General features: G+C 67.9%; 14 protein-coding genes. 6 read left to right on the forward strand and 8 right to left on the reverse strand.

Annotated elements, in window-relative coordinates; translation table 11 throughout:
* Positions 1–394: 394 nt before the first annotated feature.
* Together ACFVKT_RS22215 and ACFVKT_RS22220 are read left to right on the forward strand one after the other, a co-directional pair.
* Positions 395–1,846 carry a lamin tail domain-containing protein gene (locus ACFVKT_RS22215; protein WP_385734014.1) on the forward strand — a complete coding sequence of 484 codons (1,452 nt, stop codon included), beginning with the start codon at positions 395–397 and terminating at the stop codon, positions 1,844–1,846.
* Positions 1,847–2,129: 283 nt separating this feature from the next.
* Positions 2,130–3,245: a MerR family transcriptional regulator gene (locus ACFVKT_RS22220; protein WP_385734016.1), complete on the forward strand. Its 1,116-nt coding sequence runs from the start codon at positions 2,130–2,132 to the stop codon at positions 3,243–3,245.
* Here the strand turns inward: ACFVKT_RS22220 and ACFVKT_RS22225 are convergent.
* Positions 3,205–4,050, reverse strand: a complete 846-nt coding sequence (locus tag ACFVKT_RS22225; RefSeq protein ID WP_385734017.1) for a hypothetical protein — start codon at positions 4,048–4,050, stop codon at positions 3,205–3,207. The two genes, ACFVKT_RS22220 and ACFVKT_RS22225, sit on opposite strands and share 41 nt — an antisense overlap.
* 103 nt (positions 4,051–4,153) lie before the next feature.
* Between ACFVKT_RS22225 and ACFVKT_RS22230 the strand changes: the two genes are divergently transcribed.
* Both ACFVKT_RS22230 and ACFVKT_RS22235 read left to right on the forward strand, forming a co-directional pair.
* A complete protein-coding gene (locus tag ACFVKT_RS22230) occupies positions 4,154–4,750 on the forward strand; it encodes a nucleotidyltransferase family protein (RefSeq protein WP_385734019.1) in 597 nt (198 codons plus the stop codon).
* 471 nt (positions 4,751–5,221) lie between these two features.
* Positions 5,222–6,079, forward strand: a complete 858-nt coding sequence (locus ACFVKT_RS22235; protein WP_385734021.1) for a nitroreductase/quinone reductase family protein — start codon at positions 5,222–5,224, stop codon at positions 6,077–6,079.
* 72 nt (positions 6,080–6,151) lie between these two features.
* Here ACFVKT_RS22235 and ACFVKT_RS22240 read toward each other — a convergent pair whose 3' ends face one another.
* Both ACFVKT_RS22240 and ACFVKT_RS22245 read right to left on the reverse strand, forming a co-directional pair.
* Positions 6,152–8,245 carry a HelD family protein gene (locus ACFVKT_RS22240; RefSeq protein ID WP_385734023.1) on the reverse strand — a complete coding sequence of 698 codons (2,094 nt, stop codon included), beginning with the start codon at positions 8,243–8,245 and terminating at the stop codon, positions 6,152–6,154.
* 41 nt (positions 8,246–8,286) lie between these two features.
* Complete coding sequence (locus ACFVKT_RS22245) at positions 8,287–8,928, reverse strand: TetR family transcriptional regulator (protein WP_385734025.1); 642 nt, start codon at positions 8,926–8,928, stop codon at positions 8,287–8,289.
* Between the two features lie 97 nt (positions 8,929–9,025).
* On the opposite strand from ACFVKT_RS22245, the gene ACFVKT_RS22250 reads away from it, so the two are divergent.
* Positions 9,026–9,997: a zinc-binding dehydrogenase gene (locus ACFVKT_RS22250; protein WP_385734027.1), complete on the forward strand. Its 972-nt coding sequence runs from the start codon at positions 9,026–9,028 to the stop codon at positions 9,995–9,997.
* Between the two features lie 34 nt (positions 9,998–10,031).
* Here ACFVKT_RS22250 and ACFVKT_RS22255 read toward each other — a convergent pair whose 3' ends face one another.
* From ACFVKT_RS22255 to ACFVKT_RS22270, 4 genes are all read right to left on the reverse strand, one after another.
* Positions 10,032–10,838, reverse strand: coding sequence for a hypothetical protein (locus ACFVKT_RS22255; RefSeq protein WP_385734235.1), 807 nt, complete (start codon positions 10,836–10,838; stop codon positions 10,032–10,034).
* Positions 10,839–10,960: 122 nt separating this feature from the next.
* A complete protein-coding gene (locus tag ACFVKT_RS22260; RefSeq protein WP_385734029.1) occupies positions 10,961–13,189 on the reverse strand; it encodes a phosphotransferase in 2,229 nt (742 codons plus the stop codon).
* A gap of 226 nt (positions 13,190–13,415) precedes the next feature.
* Positions 13,416–14,207, reverse strand: coding sequence for a winged helix-turn-helix domain-containing protein (locus tag ACFVKT_RS22265; RefSeq protein ID WP_385734031.1), 792 nt, complete (start codon positions 14,205–14,207; stop codon positions 13,416–13,418).
* A 288-nt stretch (positions 14,208–14,495) separates the two neighbouring features.
* Positions 14,496–15,599, reverse strand: coding sequence for a phosphotransferase (locus tag ACFVKT_RS22270; RefSeq protein ID WP_385734237.1), 1,104 nt, complete (start codon positions 15,597–15,599; stop codon positions 14,496–14,498).
* A gap of 209 nt (positions 15,600–15,808) precedes the next feature.
* Here ACFVKT_RS22270 and ACFVKT_RS22275 point away from each other — a divergent pair, with 209 nt between their 5' ends.
* Complete coding sequence (locus ACFVKT_RS22275; RefSeq protein WP_385734033.1) at positions 15,809–16,600, forward strand: HAD family hydrolase; 792 nt, start codon at positions 15,809–15,811, stop codon at positions 16,598–16,600.
* Here the strand turns inward: ACFVKT_RS22275 and ACFVKT_RS22280 are convergent.
* On the reverse strand, positions 16,564–17,436 hold the full coding sequence (locus ACFVKT_RS22280; protein ID WP_385734035.1) for a winged helix-turn-helix domain-containing protein: 873 nt from the start codon (positions 17,434–17,436) through the stop codon (positions 16,564–16,566). The genes ACFVKT_RS22275 and ACFVKT_RS22280 overlap by 37 nt on opposite strands.
* Between the last annotated feature and the right edge of the window lie 157 nt (positions 17,437–17,593).

Raw genomic sequence — 17,593 nt, forward strand, 5'->3', positions numbered from 1 at the left:
ATACAGGGGAATGGCGGGCTCGTTCACGCATCGCCGAGACGAATGCTCAGCGAATACCCAGCCAATGCACAGCGAACGCCCAGTTCGCATTCGTGATGTTTGGCATCGCGGCGGTCTTTTCGCCCGCGGCCACGCTTCCTTGGCCCGAGGACCAAGGATCTCCGCCGCTCCGCAACATCATCAGTTCAAGCTCCGTATTCCGAACGGCCACTACGAGTACACCTCCAAGTCACGCAAATAGGGGGCGAGTTCCGGCCAGCTCCTCCCGGATGTATTTGGGAGAGAGATGACACTCCGGCCGTTGCAATGATCGTCAACGTGCCAGACCCTTCTGGGGGACGACGTTCTCGTCGGCCTCCTGCTGGTAATCCCCCCGATCAAAGGACTGGCTACTTTGCGTACGCACTGGTGTGGAAGAGCCGCACTCACCACTGCCGCCCTGTCCCTTCTCGCCCTCGGTCTGTCCTGTGCGCCGAGCGTGGCGCAGGAGCAGTCGGCCGTGCGGATCAACGAGGTGGAGTCGAGTGGGGGCACACCAGGCGACTGGGTGGAGTTGGTCAACACCGGCTCCACCCCGGCCGATGTGTCCAACTGGGTCGTGAAGGACAACGACGACTCCCACTCGTACAAGATCCCGTCGGGTACGTCGCTGGCTGCGGGCGCGTATCTGGTGCTGGACGTGGAGAGTTCGTTCGGCCTGGGGAGCTCCGACTCGGCCCGGCTGTTCGGGTCCGACGGCACCACGCTGGTCGATTCCTACAGCTGGACCGCTCACGCCACGACGACGTACGGCCGCTGCGCGGATGGTACGGGCCCGTTCACCACGACGACCGCGCCGACCCAGGGCGCGGCGAACGCCTGTGGCAGCGACGGCGGAGGCGATGAGCCCTCGACCACCCCGTGGCCGGGGGACGCCGCGGTCACTGTCGCCGACGCCTCGAACGTCTTCGGCGAGAACCTCAGCGGCCTTTCCTTCGAAAGCCCCGGCGTGCTCTGGGCGGTGGACAACGGCCCGAGCAAGCTCTACCGCCTGGTGCCCAGCGGCACGACGTGGATACCCGACCCGGCCAACGGCTGGGCGTCGGGCAAGTCGCTGCACTTCAGCACCGGCAGCGGCGACCCCGACACGGAAGGCGTGACCTCCACCCCTGACGGGCTGTTCGCCTCCACCGAGCGCGACAACAGCAACAGCGGCGTCAGCAAGCCCGAGGTCGTCCGCTTCGACACCTCCTCCACGGCCGGCTCCCTCAACGCGACCGCCGAGTGGAACCTCACCTCCGACCTGCCCGCCGTCGCGGCCAACAGCGGGCCCGAGGCCATCTCTTGGATCCCGGACAGCTACCTCACCGCGCACGGCTTCACCGACGAGCACACCGGCGCCGCCTACGACCCGGCCGCCTATCCCGGTCACGGCAGCGGCCTGTTCTTCGTCGGCCTTGAGGCCAACGGCACCGTCTACGCCTACGAGTTGGACCAGAGCGGCGGTGGATACACCCGGATCGCCACCTTCTCCAGCGGCTTCCCCGGAGTGATGGACCTCGAATTCGAGCCCGAGACCGGTCACTTGTGGGCCGTCTGCGACGACACCTGCGAGGGCCGTACCTCGACCCTGGACATCGACGCGCAGGGCCGGTTCACCGCTACCGCCGTGTACGACCGCCCGGCCGGGATGCCCAACTACAACAACGAGGGCTTCGCCATCGCCCCGCAGTCGGCCTGCACCGACGGCCACAAGCCGGTCGTCTGGTCCGACGACAGCAACGACGACGGGCACGCACTGCGCGCCGGCACCCTGCCCTGCACCACGGTCGGCGCCGGCAGCACTCCAGCCACCCGAACCAACTGACCTCACCGGAGGAAGGGGGCCGGCGGTCACGAAAGACCCGCCGGCCCCAACCTCCGACCAACTCACGGCCCGTCCACCTTCCCGGTGGACGGGCCGTCCCGGTAGACGGTCAGCCCCGCACCAGCCCACAGAGGGCACCGCCGTACGTCGCACAAGTCGTCGCGCGAGTCCCCGCCGAATTCGAGTGGCTAACCTCTGGCTGCCCCCTGGTTGACCTTCACCTTGGGGGAGGCCACAGCATCGGTGGGGCCGGGCGATGTGCTCGGTATGAGGAGGAGTGACCATGGGGCTGCTGACCATCGGGGCGTTCGCGAAGGCGTCCCGGCTGTCGCCGAAAGCACTGCGCCTGTACGACGAACTCGGCCTGCTGCCCCCCGCTCGCGTCGACCCGGTGACCGGCTACCGCCTCTACGCGCCGGAGCAACTCGACCAGGCCCGCCTGGTCGCCTGGCTCCGCCGCCTGGGAATGCCCCTGGCCCGCATCCAGCACGTCTGCACGCTGGAGGCGGGCCCGGCAGCAGCCCAGGAGGTCCGCGCGTTCTGGGCGCAGGTCGAAGCCGACACCGCCGTACGGCGGGACCTGGCCACCTTCCTCATCGACCATCTGACCTGGAAGGACCCAGCCATGTCCCCGACCGCGAAGCCCCTGGGAATCCGTTACGCCGCCCTTTCCGACAGGGGCCTGGTCCGCGAGAGCAACCAGGACACCGCCTACGCAGGGTCCCGTCTGCTCGCCGTCGCCGACGGCTTCGGCAGCGCAGGAGCCCCCGCGAGCGCTGCCGCCGTCGACGCGCTCAAGCACCTCGAAGCCGGCAGCGTCAAACCCGGCAGCATCCCGGCAGGCGACCTCCTCAACCTCCTCGAAGACGCCGTCGACCAGGCCAAGGAGGCAGTCCACGGTGTCGCCCGGACCGGCTCCCCAGCCGAAGACGGCCCCTCAACCGCAGAAGCCGGTACGACACTCACCGCAATGTTCTGGACCGGATCACAGCTCGCCCTCGTCCACGTCGGTGACTCCCGCGTCTACCTCCTGCGTGACCAAGAGCTGTTCCAGATCACCCACGACCACACCCTGGTGCAGTCGATGGTCGACGACGGGCGCCTCAGCCCGGAGGAAGCCGCCTCCCACCCCCAGCGGTCGCTGCTGGTACGAGCCCTGGGTCAAGGAGCCGACGCCACCCCCGACATGCGCCTCCACGACGCCCGGCCACACGACCGATACCTGCTCTGCTCCGACGGTCTGTCGACCGTCGCGGCGACCGACGAGATCCAACGGGTTCTTTCCGAGACCCGGGAGCCCGAGCACGCAGTCCGCCAACTCGTCGCCCTCGCCAACGACTCGGGCGGCCCCGACAACGTCAGCTGCGTGGTCGCCGATGTCGTGGAGCTCCAGCAGTAGGAAAGCTTGACTCCGCGGGTGAACCATCACCCTGCCTCCCCTGTTCGGGACTCGGCGGAGGCTCGCTCACCTCGGCCAGGAGTTCCGCGAACATGGGGCGGAGTCGTGCAGCGAGTGCGGGATCGGTTCGTTCCAGTTCGTCCGTCACCACGGTGACGGCCGCGCTCAGCGCGCGGTGGAGTTCCGGCTCGGCGAGTGAACGGACGAGGGTCGTCTCCAGCGGTGCTGTCAGGTCATCGGGCAGCAGGTGGGCGCCTTTGGCGTACGCGGTGGGGTGACCCAGCCGCAGGCAGGCCAGCGTGATCACGTGGTCGCGGATGCCGCTGATCCAGTGCACGGCCTGCCACCAGCGCCTGCGCCGGATGCAGATTCCGGCGTGGAGGGCATGGTGCCAGACGAGTCCGGCCAGGGTGTTGCGATCGGGGTCCGCAAAGGGTTCGACCGGCTGCGGCCTGCCGAAGACCGTCCGCCACTGCGGGCCCCGAGGGCCGAACTCGGCCTCGGGCGCGAAGGTCACGTCGATCTCAAGCCACCCGGGCAGGAGGAAGACGCGGATGGTGCTCGCACCGACTTGCAGGTCCCAGTGGTGCTGGGCGCCGAGTTCGTCGTAGAGCCATCTCGTCCATCGCTTCAGCGTTGCGGTGAGATCGCCGCGGACGGCGAGGACGACATCCGTGTCCGACCAGCGGTCACCGACTCCGACGGCATGCGACCCGGTGAGCGCGGCACCGACGACGGCCTCGTCGGCCTCGGCGTTCGCGAGCAGCCGCTCTCGCACGTTGTCCCGCTCTTCGACACTGAACATCACGCAACTCCCCTCTCTCTTCGTGCCTGCACATGGCAATCCCGATCTTCCTGCCTGCGGCCAACCACCCTGCGACAGCGGCCGCTCGTGATAGGGAGTGCGAATGCCTGCTCGACTACCGCTCGTTGAACAGATCGATGCCCTACGCTCTGCGCTCTCCCAAAACACGGACCTGACCGACGTGTTGACCAGGGCGGCGACGTTGGAGCTGCCCGGCTGGTACGTGACGGCGGGCTGTCTCTTCCAGACGGTGTGGAACGTACGCACCGGCAGACCCCCGACCAACGGCATCAAGGACTACGACATCTTCTACTTCGACGACGCCGACCTGTCCTGGGAGGCGGAGGATGCCGTGATCAAGGCGGGGCACGAGGTGTTCGCCGGTCTGCCGGCCGAGGTGGAGATCCGCAACGAGGCCCGTGTGCACCTCTGGTACGAGCAGAAGTTCGGAGTGCCTTGTCCGCCGCACGACTCCACCGAGGCAGCGATCGACTCCTTCGCCGCGACGACGTGCTGTCTGGGGGTGCGGCTTGAGCCCGGTGGAAGCTGGCGCGTCTATGCGCCACACGGGCTGTCCGACGTGTTCAACCTCGTGGTCCGGCCCAACCCGGTGCTTGCCCCTCGGGAGGTGTACGAGGCCAAGGCGGCGCGCTGGCAGGACGAGTGGCCGGAGCTCACTGTGCTGCCGTGGCCGAGCTGAGGTCCGGATGCGGATGGTCATGGGGCGGGATAATCGGGCGGAACCCGTCCGGCTCGCCAACTCCAAATCGCCACGCGCTACGTCTGAAATCATCCGGGAGCGGAGTGGGGAGGTAATTGGGTATTGCCTCACCACTCACCCAGGCATTACGGTTACACCTATGACTGCCGGGTCGGCCTTGTGCCGTGAACGAGTTGGGCACCCGGCCTCCGAGTGAGGCCGGGGCGGGGTAGAGCCCCGCCCGCCGTTACCTCGTACGACGTGCTCGTACGACATCTTCGTGAGACTCCTTTCACGCCTGCGTGACTGCGCGCCCGCACCCCCTCGGCGTCACCCACCCGTGCCCGTGTGCGCCCACGCCCCAAATTCCATGCGCCCGCGCAAACGCCCAAACGCGTGCCTTCGTGCATCCATTGCACCCATTCCCACCCCACGGGATTCCCCCTGCCCAAAAACAAAAGAAAGCAGCGAATGCCCAACCCCTTCAACCAACAAGTCATCGAAGAATTCCGGGCCAACCACGGAAAGGTCGGCGGCTATTTCGAGGGAGCGCGCCTGCTCCTCCTCACCACCACCGGCAGCCGCACCGGAACCCCGCACACGACCCCCGTCGGCTACTACCCCGACGGCGGCGAGCGGGTCCTCGTCATCGCGTCGGCCGGTGGCGCGCCCGGTCACCCGGACTGGTACCGCAATCTCGTCGCGACCCCGCGGGTGACCGTCGAGGACGGCGTCTTCACGTACGAAGCGGAGGCCGTCGTACTCGAACCCGCCGAGCGGGACCGTGCGTTCGCCCGCGCCGTGGAGGCCGACTCGGGGTGGGCCGACTACCAGGAGAAGACGGATCGGGTGATCCCCGTCGTTGCCCTGCGCCGGATCGCGCACGGAAGCCCGCCGAACATGAACGACGGCTCCATGGCCGAATACCTGAAGGTCGTCCACGACGCCTTCCGACGCGAACTCGCCCTCATCCGCGAGGAGTTCAAGAAGTCGGGTTCCTCGCTCGGCGCCCAGCTCCGCGTCAACTGCCTCACCCTCTGCCAGGGCCTGCACAACCACCACACCGGTGAGGATCTCGGCATCTTCCCGCTCCTCGCCGCACGGCACCCTGAACTCGGTCCGACCCTCGACCGCCTCCGCCAGGAGCACGAGACGATCGCCGACCTGCTCGGACAACTACGTGAGGTACTGGCCGCCACCGAGCAGGCGGAACCCGGCCGCGTACTCGCCCAGGTGGAACACCTGACGGCCGAGCTCGAAGCCCACCTGACCTACGAGGAAGAGCAGTTGATCCCACTCCTGGCCCTGGCGGGAGAACCGGACTGGTAGATCACCACGGCAGCGCGGGCCGGTAGATCGCCACGGCAACAGGCGCTGTCCGAGCAGCTCGGCGCTGATGGATCACCACGGCAGGGGCCGCGCGTGCACCACGTCCAGCCGCGACACCGCCCGCGTCAGCACCACGTACACCCGGTGCGGCCCCCGCGCCTCCGCCTCCGCGACGGCCGCGGGTTCGACGGCGACGACGTGGTCGTACTCGAGTCCCTTGGCGAGGGTCGCGGGCAACACCGCGACCCGCGCGCCCAGTTCGGCGGGTCCGGCGGTCTCGATGCCCGCGGCGCGGAGCGCCTCCCGCACACCTGCGACATCGGCGTCGGCGGCGATCACGCCGATCGACCCCTCGTGCGTGAGCGCTCCGCGCACCGCGTCGACGGTCGCGGCGAGGACGTCGGACACGTGCCGGACGTTCAACTCGCCGTCCGTCCTGAAGGATTGGGACGGAGGTACGCGCACGTCCAGGCGGGCCAGCAGCCGGTTGGCGAGTCCGACGACGGCTGCCGGGACGCGGAAGCCGGTCGTCAGGGGGACGACCGCGGCATCCGGTTTGCCCAGATGCGCGAGCAGTTCGTCCCAACTCCGGGCCGCCCAGGGAGTCGTGCCCTGCGCGAGGTCGCCGAGCACGGTCAGCGACCCGAACGGCGCCCGGCGCGCGATCGCCCGGCACTCCATCGGTGACAGGTCCTGGGCCTCGTCGATCACCAAGTGGCCGTAGCCCTCGGGGTGTTCGACGAGCCCGCCGACCTCGTCGAGAAGGACGAGGTCGGCGGCCGACCAGCGTGCCGACCTGTAGGAGCGCGGCGGCTTCGCCCACAGGATCGCCTGCTGCTCGTCCGCGTCCAGGAGCCCGTCCGCCGCGGCCGCCAACACCTCGGCATCGGTGAGGAGTTCGGCGAGCACCTCCTCGGGAGACACCTTGGGCCACACCGCGTCGACGTATGCACTGACGGGCCTGGCCCGCGACATCTTCCGCACCCAGGCGTTCGTACGCGGCCCCGCGCGCCGTTCCGCCTGCTCCAGCAAGCACCCCACGACTCGCGTCCGCACCCGCTCACGCCCGACGGCGTACGGGGGTTCCTCGGCTCGTACGCCGTCCACGATGCGGCCGAGTTCGTCGGCCGGGATGCGCCACCGGTACGAACCGTCCGGCACAGCAAGGGAGTTGACGGGACCGGGACCGCCGATCCGTCCGTACAGGGCCCGGCGGAGCACCTCCGCCATCCGCGCGTCGTGTTTGACGACGGCGGCGCGCTCGTCGTCCTCCCCCGTGACGGGATGGCGGGCGATCTCGTCCCCGAGGGTCGACTGCCGTACGCCTGTCTCGCCGAGCGCGGGCAGGACCTCGGAGATGTACGACAGGAAGGTGCGGTTGGGGCCGAGGATCAGCAGGCCGGCGCGGCGGATGCGCTGCGGGTGGGTGTAGAGGAGGTACGCGGCCCGGTGCAGTCCGACGGCCGTCTTGCCGGTGCCCGGGGCTCCCTGCACACAGACCGAGGACGCGAGATCACCTCGTACGAGATCGTCCTGTTCGGGCTGGATGGTCGCGGCGATGTCGCGCATCGGGCCGACGCGGGGGCGCTCGATCTCGCCCGCGAGGATACGGCTCGGCCGCGCGTGGCCCTCCTCCCCGATGTGCTCGTCCTCCAGGCCCGTTAGATCCGCGGAGTCCCCCAGGCTCCCCGGCGCCCAGCCGAACCGCCGCCGGACGGCGACGCCCTGCGGCGCACGGGCGCTCGCCTGGTAGAAGGCCCGTGAGACGGGGGCACGCCAGTCGACGACGAGGGGCGGCGCGGAGGGGTGCTCGGTGATCCGCAGCCGCCCGATGTGATAGCTCTGCCCGGCGTGCTCACCGGCCGCCGCACTCGAACCAGAACCAGCACCAGCACCCGCACCCGCGCTCCCGAAGTCCAACCTGCCGAAGAACAGCGGTCCTTGGGGCAGCTCGCGCATCTCCTTGGCCTTGCTGCGCAGGCGGTGGCCGAGCACTTCGGCGTCGGCACCGGAGGCGGAGACGTCCTCGCCGGTGACGACGTGCTCCTCGGCGCCGGCGACCATCGCGGCGAGGGCCGCGCGGCAGGTGTCGTGGTAGTCGCGTTCGCGGGTGAGGGACCGGGCGAGCGTCCGGGGCTGGTCGAGGACAGGGTCGGGTGACGTCATTCCAGCCAGGGTAGCGGAATAACGTAACCGAGTTACATTCTTTACCCAGTATCGCCGGGCGGTCGCACACTGGACAGCCCCGCAAACCCTGTCGCCAGCCCCTCGAACGCCCGCCGGGCAGCGGTCACGGCATCCCGTCGTACGTCCGCCACCGGCTCCCCCTCCGCGATCCGCCGCCAGTTCTCCAGCGCGAGGATTCGCTGTACGGCGGTGATCTGACCGGCGGCGAGCCGGGCGTCGAGGCCGCCGCCCAGGGCCACGGCGAGCGCCGCCTCGGATCGCTCGGCGTACGCGTACGCCCTTGCCGCCAGCGAAGGCGTCCCGTAGAGCAGCCGGTGGAAGGCGAGGACATTCGGGTGGTCGTTGAGCCCGGTGACGGGGTCATGGCGGCGGAGTCCGTCCAGGAAGTGCTCCAGCAGCGCGTCCGTGGCCGACTGTCCCTGCGGCCGCCCGGCGACGACCCGCGCCGCCTCCGTCTCGTGATCGGCGAAGCGGTACAGGACCAGATCCTCCTTGGCCGGGAAGTACCGGAAGAGGGTCGGCTTGGAGATCTCGGCGGCCGCCGCCACCTCGGCGACGGACACGGCGTCGAACCCCTTCTCCAGGAAGAGCCCGATCGCGATGTCGGACACCGCCTGGTACATCCGCTGCTTCTTGCGCTCCCGGAGCCCGATCTCAGCCATGCCCCGAGCCTACGCACGGCACCGGCCACCCCTTGACCTCAACCAAGCTTGAGGCCGAAGACTGCGCGACGACAGCCCTTCTTCTTAGGAGTGACCGATGCGTGCGGCACAGGTGAAGGCGTTCGGCGGCCCCGAGGTTCTCGTCCAGGTGGAGATTCCGGACCCGGTCCCGGGACCCGGCGAGGTGGTGATCGATGTCGCCTACGCGGACACGATCTTCCTGGAGGCCCAGTTGCGGACCGGCTGGGGCCGGGAGTACTTCGCGGTGACACCGCCGTACGTCCCCGGAGGCGGCGTATCGGGTGTGGTCAGCGCCCTCGGTGCGGGCGTCGCCGACGAGTGGCTGGGGCGCCGGGTCACCGCATCCGTGACGGGCAGCTACGCGGAGCGGGCCGTCGCGGCGGCCTCGGCCCTCTCCGTCGTACCGGACTCCCTCGACCTCCTCACGGCCGCGGCCCTGGTCCACGACGGCCTCACCGCCACCGGCCTGATCGAACTGACCGGCATCGGCGCCACCGACCGCGTGCTCGTCCTCGGCGCCTCCGGAGGCATGGGCACGCTCCTTGTCCAACTGGCCCACGCGCGCGGGGCTCGCGTGGTGGCCGTGGCCCGGGGCGCCGCGAAACTCGCCCTGGTAAGGGAGTTGGGGGCGGACGCGGCGATCGACGCCACCGACGCCGACTGGCCCGCGGCCGCCCGGCACGCCCTCGGCGGATCCGTCGCGGCCGCCGATGTCGTCCTGGACGGCGTCGGCGGCCAACTCGGCGCCGCCGCCTTCCCGTTGACCGCCAAGGGCGGCCGCTTCTCGGCCCACGGGGCCCCCTCGGGCAGCTTCTCCCCCATCGACCCGGCCGAAGCCGCCCACCGCGACATCACCCTCTTCGGCATCGCCGACGTCCAGTTCACCCCCGCCGACCTCCACCGTTTCACCTCCATCGCCCTCGCCGAGGCCGCGGCGGGGCGGCTGCGGCCGGTGATTGGCGAGGTGTTTCCGCTGGAGCGGGCGGGGGATGCGCATGTGGCTTTGGAGGGGCGGGGGTTGGTGGGGAAGGTGGTGCTGGAGGTGTGAGGAGGTACGGGTGAGAGGCCCGCCCCGGGGGCGCTCAGGCCGGCGTCCCCCGCCGCCAATGCGGTACCGCCGCCAGAATCCACAGGTCGTCGAGATGCTTGTTCCAGGTGGCGACGGCGGCCTTGGAGTCCTCGCTGCCTTCCCGGGTCCAGACGCTCAAGTCGGTGCGGTAGCCCTTGGGATCGTGGAACTCGGGGTCCGAACTGCGTAGTTGCGTGCGGGCGGCCACGTCGTACAGACCGTGCAGCACCTGCTTCCCGTTGAAGATGCAGATCTTGTCCCTCGGTATGCCCTGGTAGAGGCGGTACTCGCACTCCACACTCACCCGCCCCATCACGGTGAGCCGCTCCGCGAACCCCGAAAGCGTCCGGTCGTAGTGCTGGCACATCAGCTCCAGGCGCTTGCGGAAGTCGGGGTCGTCCAGGGGCGCACCGTCCGGTCCCACGCGCGAGGGGACGGTCATCTGCTGCCCGAAGTCCGGAATCAGGACCCTCACGGAGACGTGTCTGGTCGGTCCGGGATCATCGAGAAGGCCCTCCAGCCGGCGATGGAGCTCGCTGTAGAGCGTCTCCCCGGTGTAACCGAGAAAGCGGATCTCCACCTCTCGGGCACGGAACGCCTCGCTCACGAAACTGCCCAGATCCCTCGACTCGACCTGGACACGCGGTGGCATCCGGAGCGATGCGGCCAGTTCCTTCACCGAGTCGTACAACACGTAGCCGACGAGACTGAGCAGCGCGCCACCGAGGAATGCCTTGTCCTCCAAGGCGTCTCCGACCGGCTTGACGAACTGCGCGGTCAGTCCGGTGACAAAGATCCCGATGAGCAGGACACGCGTCACCAACGGCTCGAACCTTGCCTGATACCGCCTCAGGCGTTCACCACCGCGTTCCGCCGAACCGCGCCGCATGCCGGACATGGCCAGCCCCTCTCCCCCGAGGCCCGGCGGTCCGACGCGGCAGCTCACATGCCCACGGGCAACCCGGCCTGACTAGTGGTGCCATGGTCCCCATCCGGCAACGCACGGGCAAGGTAGGGGTTCGACAGCAGGCGTGGAGGCAGTCCAAGGGACCCTTTCACCATCCGCAGGGTCATCCCGTACGAATCCACCGCACGGCTCACGTTGGGAGCGTCGAGGCTTGCGCCGGTGATCAGGCGGTCCAGATCCACGTAGGCGGAGCGCACGTTCTCGATCCACCGGTAGACGTGCCAGTCCCGCTCCCAGTCCTTGGTGTGAGCAGGGGGCAGGGTTCTGCTCCAGCGCTGGAACATGCGGGCGCGGATCTCGGGCCGGGTCGGGGTGAGATGCATGTGCCGGACCAGGTCGTACAGAGGGTCCCCGACCATCGCCATCTCCCAGTCGATGATCGTGAGGGCGAGCTTGTGGTCCCGTCGCACCAGGTTCCAGGGGTTCAGATCACCGTGCAGCAGGGCCGACTCTCTCGGCGTCACTCGGTGACGGGCCAGCATCTCCCACAGACGGCGTGCGTTGGGCAGCCCCAGGACACCGGCCAGGTGCTTGGTCTCCTTGGGCAACTCGTCCACCAATTGCACCAGTAGCTCACTCAGCCAGGCGAAGAAGCGAACGTCGTTCGCGGTGGGGTCCAATGGCCGGTAGTCCACGTCGGTCAGGGCCCGGAGCTGGTCGACGAGTCCGTCCGCCTCGTGCGGCAGCAGGCCGTTCACGGGATGGCTGGGGGGCTGGTCGCTGTCGTGCGGGCCGACGTACGTGTGGATTGCCAAGGGGTCCTTCGTGTGGCTGGTGCCCAGCGCCAGCACCCGCGGCGCCGCCACATCGGCTCCGGACCGCTCAATGGCCCGCAGGACGGCGTGCTCGCTGAGAAGCGTGGGTTCGCGACGGCTGACGGCGGCCACCTTGCGGCGCACCATGACGGGGAACCCGACGCCCGGTACCCGCACCACCGTGTTGAGGTGCGCGGTGCCCTTGAACACCTGAGCGGCTGGCGCGGCGCCCTCCAGCCGCAACGCCTCAAGCACCGCGGTGTGCGGAAAGTCGGCAGGCTCCCGCAGCCTTCTGTCGGGCTGCCAGCCGATGGCGATGACGGCCCGATCGTCGCCGTGCCACTTCCTCCGGGACATCTGCCACCGGTGCAGGACTCGCTCGATCTCGGCCTCGTCGGGCACGTTGACGAGGCCCAGCGGTTGGGCCGCCGCCTCAAGTGCACGGCGCACCGCTTGCGTCGCCGTCTCCAGGCACTTCTGGTCGAGCGACACCTCCAGCGACTTCGCCGCACGCATCACATCGGGATACACCGACTGCGCACGTTCGAAAGCGACGTAGTGACCGAGATCCTTGACGAGACCGGCAGCCGCCGCCGGCCTGACCGTCTGAACGGCGTTGGCCCAGGCATCGACGACCTCGTCCCACTGGGACTCTGGATAGCGCATGCGGACGAGGTGGGTGGCCAGGTCGTGCAGCGGATCACCGTAGGTCGCGAGTTCCCAGTCGACGCAGATCAAGGGTGGTTCGCCGCGGTAGGTGACGATGACGTTGTCGCGGTGCAGATCCGTGTGGAGCAGGCTGTGCGGGCGGCGGGCCATGACGGGCACCCGGTCCGCCAGCCGGACCAGGGCGTCGTCCGGGATGCCCAGAGCGGCGAACAGTCCGCCGAAGTCATGCCAATTGGGCCGACGGATCTGCCGGTCGGTGAGATGCGCCAGCGTACGCAGGAACCCCTGACTGTCCTTGTGGCTGGGCGGCCACCCGTCCGGGAGGGGCGGTAACGCCTCCTTCCGCACTTTCGACATCTGCGCCAGCAGTCCTGCCATCGCCCTTATCAGCACGGTGTCCACAGGCTTGCCGTTCGGGCAGACCGCGGAGAGCGGCAGGCCCTCCACATAGCTGTGCACGGCTGTGCCGCCTCGGCTGGCGACGCAGCGCGGTACATGTGGCAGCGTGCCCTCGACGGCCCGGAGAATGTCCACTTCGCGCCATGTTCTGATCACCACGGGCAGCGCTTCCGGCCTCCGTGTCCGGACGATCACCGAGGTGCCCGGATCGCAGCTCACATAGCGCGCCATGGCCTCGGTCAGTGGAAGTACGTAGTTCCGGTTGTGATGGCCGCCGCTCGCCACTCCGTGCTGTTTCGCCAGCCGTACGAACGTGTCGTAGGCGTCATTGGCGATGCGTTGCTCCCTGGGCACAAACCCGGGAACAGGAGGTGCTCCCACTGGCCACTCCTGGAAGTGATTGGTGAGCGCACCATAGCCGGGTCGTAAATCACTCACGACCGGAGACAGGAATTGACTGGTCTCAATGCGGTGACCGCGGTGTGCAGGACGCCCGGGATGGGCAACAGTCGGCCGGTTCTCTCACTCCGCGAGCGCGCCCCAGATCGAGTCGAACCAGGACTGCATGCTGCTGACGAAGACGCTCCCCGTGGTGACCTCCGGGTCGTCAGTCTTCTCGTAGTGCGTCAGCGTCGCCCCCAGCCCGAGGACGTCCAGCGCAAGGACCTCCTCTCCGTCGTCCAGCTCGATGGTCCGCTCGATCACTTCGTACGGACCAATGCAGCGCCTCGGTTCCGTTGAGGAGGTAGAGCTTGAAGGTCGGCGCCAGGGGCACATGGCGGATCTCGACATCGACGAAGGGCACCAGGCCCTCGACCCGCAGGTCCCGCAGCGCGCTTCGCAGCGAGGCGGAGTGGCGCTCTGTGATCCCGTTCAGCCGGTCCTGAAGGCGCAGATCGTCCGGAGCGCCCTTGGTACTCGGGTAAGGCAGACTCAGTTCGTCGGACGGCAGCAGCATGCGCAGAGCGATCCGCTCGGGAGAGATCTCCCGGTCGCGTATGCGTTCCGCCTGCATACGAATGTGCGCGTCCAGGGACTCCGATGTCAGCGTGTAGACGTCCAAGGTCACCTCGGGCGCCTCGAAAGCCTCGTTGATGAACGACCTCAGCGTCACCGCTTGCGCAGGACGCCCGGTCCGCGTCCCCGACGAGTGGATTCGCTGCGCCTTGATCACCCTGGAGCCGCTGCCCTGATGGGTCTCGATCCACCCCTCATCGCGCAGCGCCCTCAGGACGCGCTGCACGGTGTCCCGGGAGACCCCGAGTTCGTGGGCCAGAAAGCGCTGAGGCGGCAGCAGGGTCCCCAACGGATAGACACCTGCGGCCATGCGCTCCCGCAGTGTCTCCAAGACGCGCGAGACCTCTCCGCCACCACCGTCGCCGGACCGCACTCCACCCATACGGCGACCGTAGTGCCACCCGCTGGGACATGCTGTCGCTGCCTCGAGACTCCTCTGGTCGGACACCCCACCGTCGGCGACTTCGCAACGCGGGGGCCTTCGGGCCGACCGGCGCCGCGAACAGCCCGCCGAACTCAGTCCAATTGGGCTGGGAGCATTGCTCAGCAGGCCGCTACCCCCGCGGCCGAGCAAACAGCACACGACGAGCCGACCTTGATCTCGATGTTCACGGGCCTGTCCGCCAGCCTCCGGCCGACGAACCGAACACGAGAAGACAGGCAGTGGGCCTTACAACTCCTGGGCCGCAGCGAACTCACTGTGCCCCCGACGCCACCGATCGAGCGCGGCCACGACCTGTCCCATGGTTGGCACCGTCTTCAACTCCAAGGGTTCCGACGCGGCTGCCAGCACTTTTTGTATCTTGCTGCCCGCACGGGTCAGGAGGCTCTCCTCGTTCTCCGACCCCGCGCCCAACGACAGGGACATGCGGATGATGTCGGTGAACACCGATTGCGCCCGCTTGTAGTCAAGCAACTTGGGTAGATCCTCTTCCCACCGGGCCGAGCTGCCGGGCGTGACCTCCTCGACAGCGGCACACCACTGCTCTGCCATCAGGCGTTCCTGTCGCTCCGGGTACCGCATCAGATAGAGGTGCGTGGCCAAGTCGTACAAAGGATCACCGAACATCGCCAACTCCCAGTCGATCGTCCAGAGTCGGCCCTGGGGATCGACAACGAAGTTCTCCCGGTGCAGATCGGCGTGCAGAAGGCAGAAGGGGCGTTCGGCCAGGCCTGACACACGCTTCTTGAGGCGCTTGAAGGAGTCGCCGTCCAGCCCGAGCTCGCCGAACAGGCTCTCGAAAGCACCCAGGTTGTCTTGGTACACGCGTTCTTCGGTGAAGCAGACGAGCCGTTCCAGGAAGCCGGAGGTGTCCCCTTCCGTCGCACGGTCCCGAAGCGCGCATCTCCTCTCCACGGTGAGCACTTCGGGTCTGACTGCAGCCAGCTGTTTGAAAAGAGAGACGATTTGCCCGAAGACGGACGGCGGGATCAAACAGCCGGACCCGTGCAGCGACCCCAGCGTCTCCCCCTCGATGAACCGCTGAAGACCGACGTTTCCTGCCTGGATGATGTCGGGGATGTCCGTGATATGCCCCTGCAAAGCCTGCAGCAGCTGCTCCTCCGAAGCGAAGCAACGCCGGTCGAACCAGAGCAGGTTGCTGCGCGGTTCACGGCATTTCCATCGCACCTGTTCGGCAGCCTCCGCCCCGCTGGGCAGCGGAAACACATACGTCTCGTGGTGGTAGCCCTGGAGTGGCCCTTCGACCACGTTCACGTTGCCACTCACCTCGACGGCTTGCTGCCAAGCCGTGGAAGCCGGTTCGGGTGACATTGCCCGTTCTCTCGCGTGAGACCACACCAATGTTGAAGGAGAGGGAAAAAGGTACTCCTCTGCCGTGAGCATCGTGCCAGAAGCGATTGTTTCGATCACCTCCATCCCCTGCGTGAGCGTAGAGAAGCTCACACGTGCGAAAGTAGACGGTTGGCGGAAGCACACCGCGAGGGCGCGGAGCACCGGTCGGAGTGGTCCACAATGTCGTCGTGACGACGAAGAGGCCCATGCGCGGCAGACCTCGTGAGCAGGAAGACCTGCGACAACTCCTGCACAGCGTGGACGCGGTGCTCTTCGACTTCGACGGCCCTCTCTGTGACCTGTTCGGCAAGGCGCCCACCGCGCCCATCGCCGAGAAGATCAAGACCATGGCGCGGCACGAATGGGGCACTCTCGACCGGGAGGTCGAGGACTGCCACGACTCGCACGGAATCCTCCAACAGCTCAGGAACATGCTCGACGGGGAAGCGGCGCTCCATCGCAGCCGCGCGGTTTTGGACAGGGCGCACACCATCGTCACCCGGTATGAATACGCCGCTGTAAATTCCGCTGTGCAGGCTCCGGATGTCGAGACCTTGCTGGACGTACTGCTCGACCTGCGAAAGCGTCTCGTAGTCGTGAGCAACAACGCCGAGGAACCCATCTGGCAATACCTTAAGCGGGCTGACCTGCAGTCAAAGTTCGAGGCGGTCTGCGGCCGCGACGCGCGGGAACCGCGACGCATGAAGCCCGATCCCGACGTAGTGCTCCGCGGCCTGGAAACCCTGGACGGGCTGGCACCCTCCCGCGCCCTGCTGGTGGGCGATCAGCTCACCGACCTCCAGGCTGCCCGGTCTGCGAGGGTCCGCTTCCTCGGATTCACGCAGAACAACAAGCGCCGCCGGCAGATGAATCGGAACGGCGCGGATGAGGTGGTCGCGTCACACGCCCCGGTGGTCGCAGCGGCTCGGACACTCCTGGACGACTACTCCGCCAGAAGGCTCCACATCGAGTCGAAATAGGTCTGCATGCTGTCCACGAAGAAGGAGCTCGAGGATTCCGGATCTGCGTCCTTCTCGTAGTGCATGAGGTTGGCTCCAATGCCTTCGACATCGATAGCGGTCAGCACCTCCCCGTCGTCCAGCCTGATCCGGCGCTCGACCACTTGGTACAGCCCGAACAGCGCCTCAGATCCGTTGAGCACATACAACTTGAAGTTCGGAACGACGGATGTGTGCCGGATGTCCAGACTGACCTCCGGCACCAGCTCCTCGACCCGCAAGGATTCAAGCGTGTGCCGCAGCGAGGACGCCGACCGGCGCGCGATGTCCCACACCCGCTCCACCGGGCGACGGTCGGACGGGTTGTCCTTGGAGATGGGAAACGGCAGCCAGACTCCCTCTGCAGGCACCAGAATGCGTATGGCCACGCGTTGGGGTGCGCTCTGAGGCTCCCCACGAATCCGCTCCGCCTGCAACCGGACGTGGGTGTCGAGGGATTCACCGGTCAGGGTGAAGACGTCCAGGCTGACCTCGGGCCGGCCGAAGGCCTGGCTGATGATCGGCCCGAGACCCGTGGGCCGAGGGACCGTGCTGACCACGACCGCGGGTTGTATGCGCTGAGTCTTGACCACACGGGATCCGCTGCCCTGCCGGGACTCGACCCAGCCTTCGCCGGCCAGTGTCTTCAGCACCCGCTGGATGGTGTCCCGGGATACCCCGAGTTCCTCGGCCAGGGCTCGCTGCGGCGGCAGAGAGCTTCCCAATGCGTAATCACCATTGGCCATGCGGTTGCGCAAGACCTCCAAGACACGCCCGAACTCCCTGCCGCCTCCTTCGCCGGTCCGCTCTACATCCACATGCCGACCGTACCTCTTCCGGCCCACAAGCAAACCAGTTCCAGTCAAATCGAAAACCCAACTTGACTGCCTGTTAAGGGATCACGCGAGACGGGGAAATCAATCCTAAGTCAACCAGTCCAATTGGGCGGCTAGTTGATCGCTTGAGTGAAGTGGA

The sequence above is a fragment of the Streptomyces sp. NPDC127595 genome (assembly GCF_042671685.1).
GTDB lineage: Bacteria > Actinomycetota > Actinomycetes > Streptomycetales > Streptomycetaceae > Streptomyces.

Bases quoted from the DNA above. Each gene is read 5' to 3' on its own strand.
- ACFVKT_RS22250 (WP_385734027.1), top strand. From the start codon at position 9,026: ATGCGTGCGGCACAGGTGAAGGCGTTCGGCGGCCCCGAGGTTCTCGTC.
- ACFVKT_RS22265 (WP_385734031.1), bottom strand. From the start codon at position 14,207: ATGGGTGGAGTGCGGTCCGGCGACGGTGGTGGCGGAGAGGTCTCGCGC.
- ACFVKT_RS22230 (WP_385734019.1), top strand. From the start codon at position 4,154: ATGCCTGCTCGACTACCGCTCGTTGAACAGATCGATGCCCTACGCTCT.
- ACFVKT_RS22225 (WP_385734017.1), bottom strand. From the start codon at position 4,050: ATGTTCAGTGTCGAAGAGCGGGACAACGTGCGAGAGCGGCTGCTCGCG.
- ACFVKT_RS22270 (WP_385734237.1), bottom strand. From the start codon at position 15,599: ATGTCACCCGAACCGGCTTCCACGGCTTGGCAGCAAGCCGTCGAGGTG.
- ACFVKT_RS22235 (WP_385734021.1), top strand. From the start codon at position 5,222: ATGCCCAACCCCTTCAACCAACAAGTCATCGAAGAATTCCGGGCCAAC.
- ACFVKT_RS22220 (WP_385734016.1), top strand. From the start codon at position 2,130: ATGGGGCTGCTGACCATCGGGGCGTTCGCGAAGGCGTCCCGGCTGTCG.
- ACFVKT_RS22245 (WP_385734025.1), bottom strand. From the start codon at position 8,928: ATGGCTGAGATCGGGCTCCGGGAGCGCAAGAAGCAGCGGATGTACCAG.
- ACFVKT_RS22240 (WP_385734023.1), bottom strand. From the start codon at position 8,245: ATGACGTCACCCGACCCTGTCCTCGACCAGCCCCGGACGCTCGCCCGG.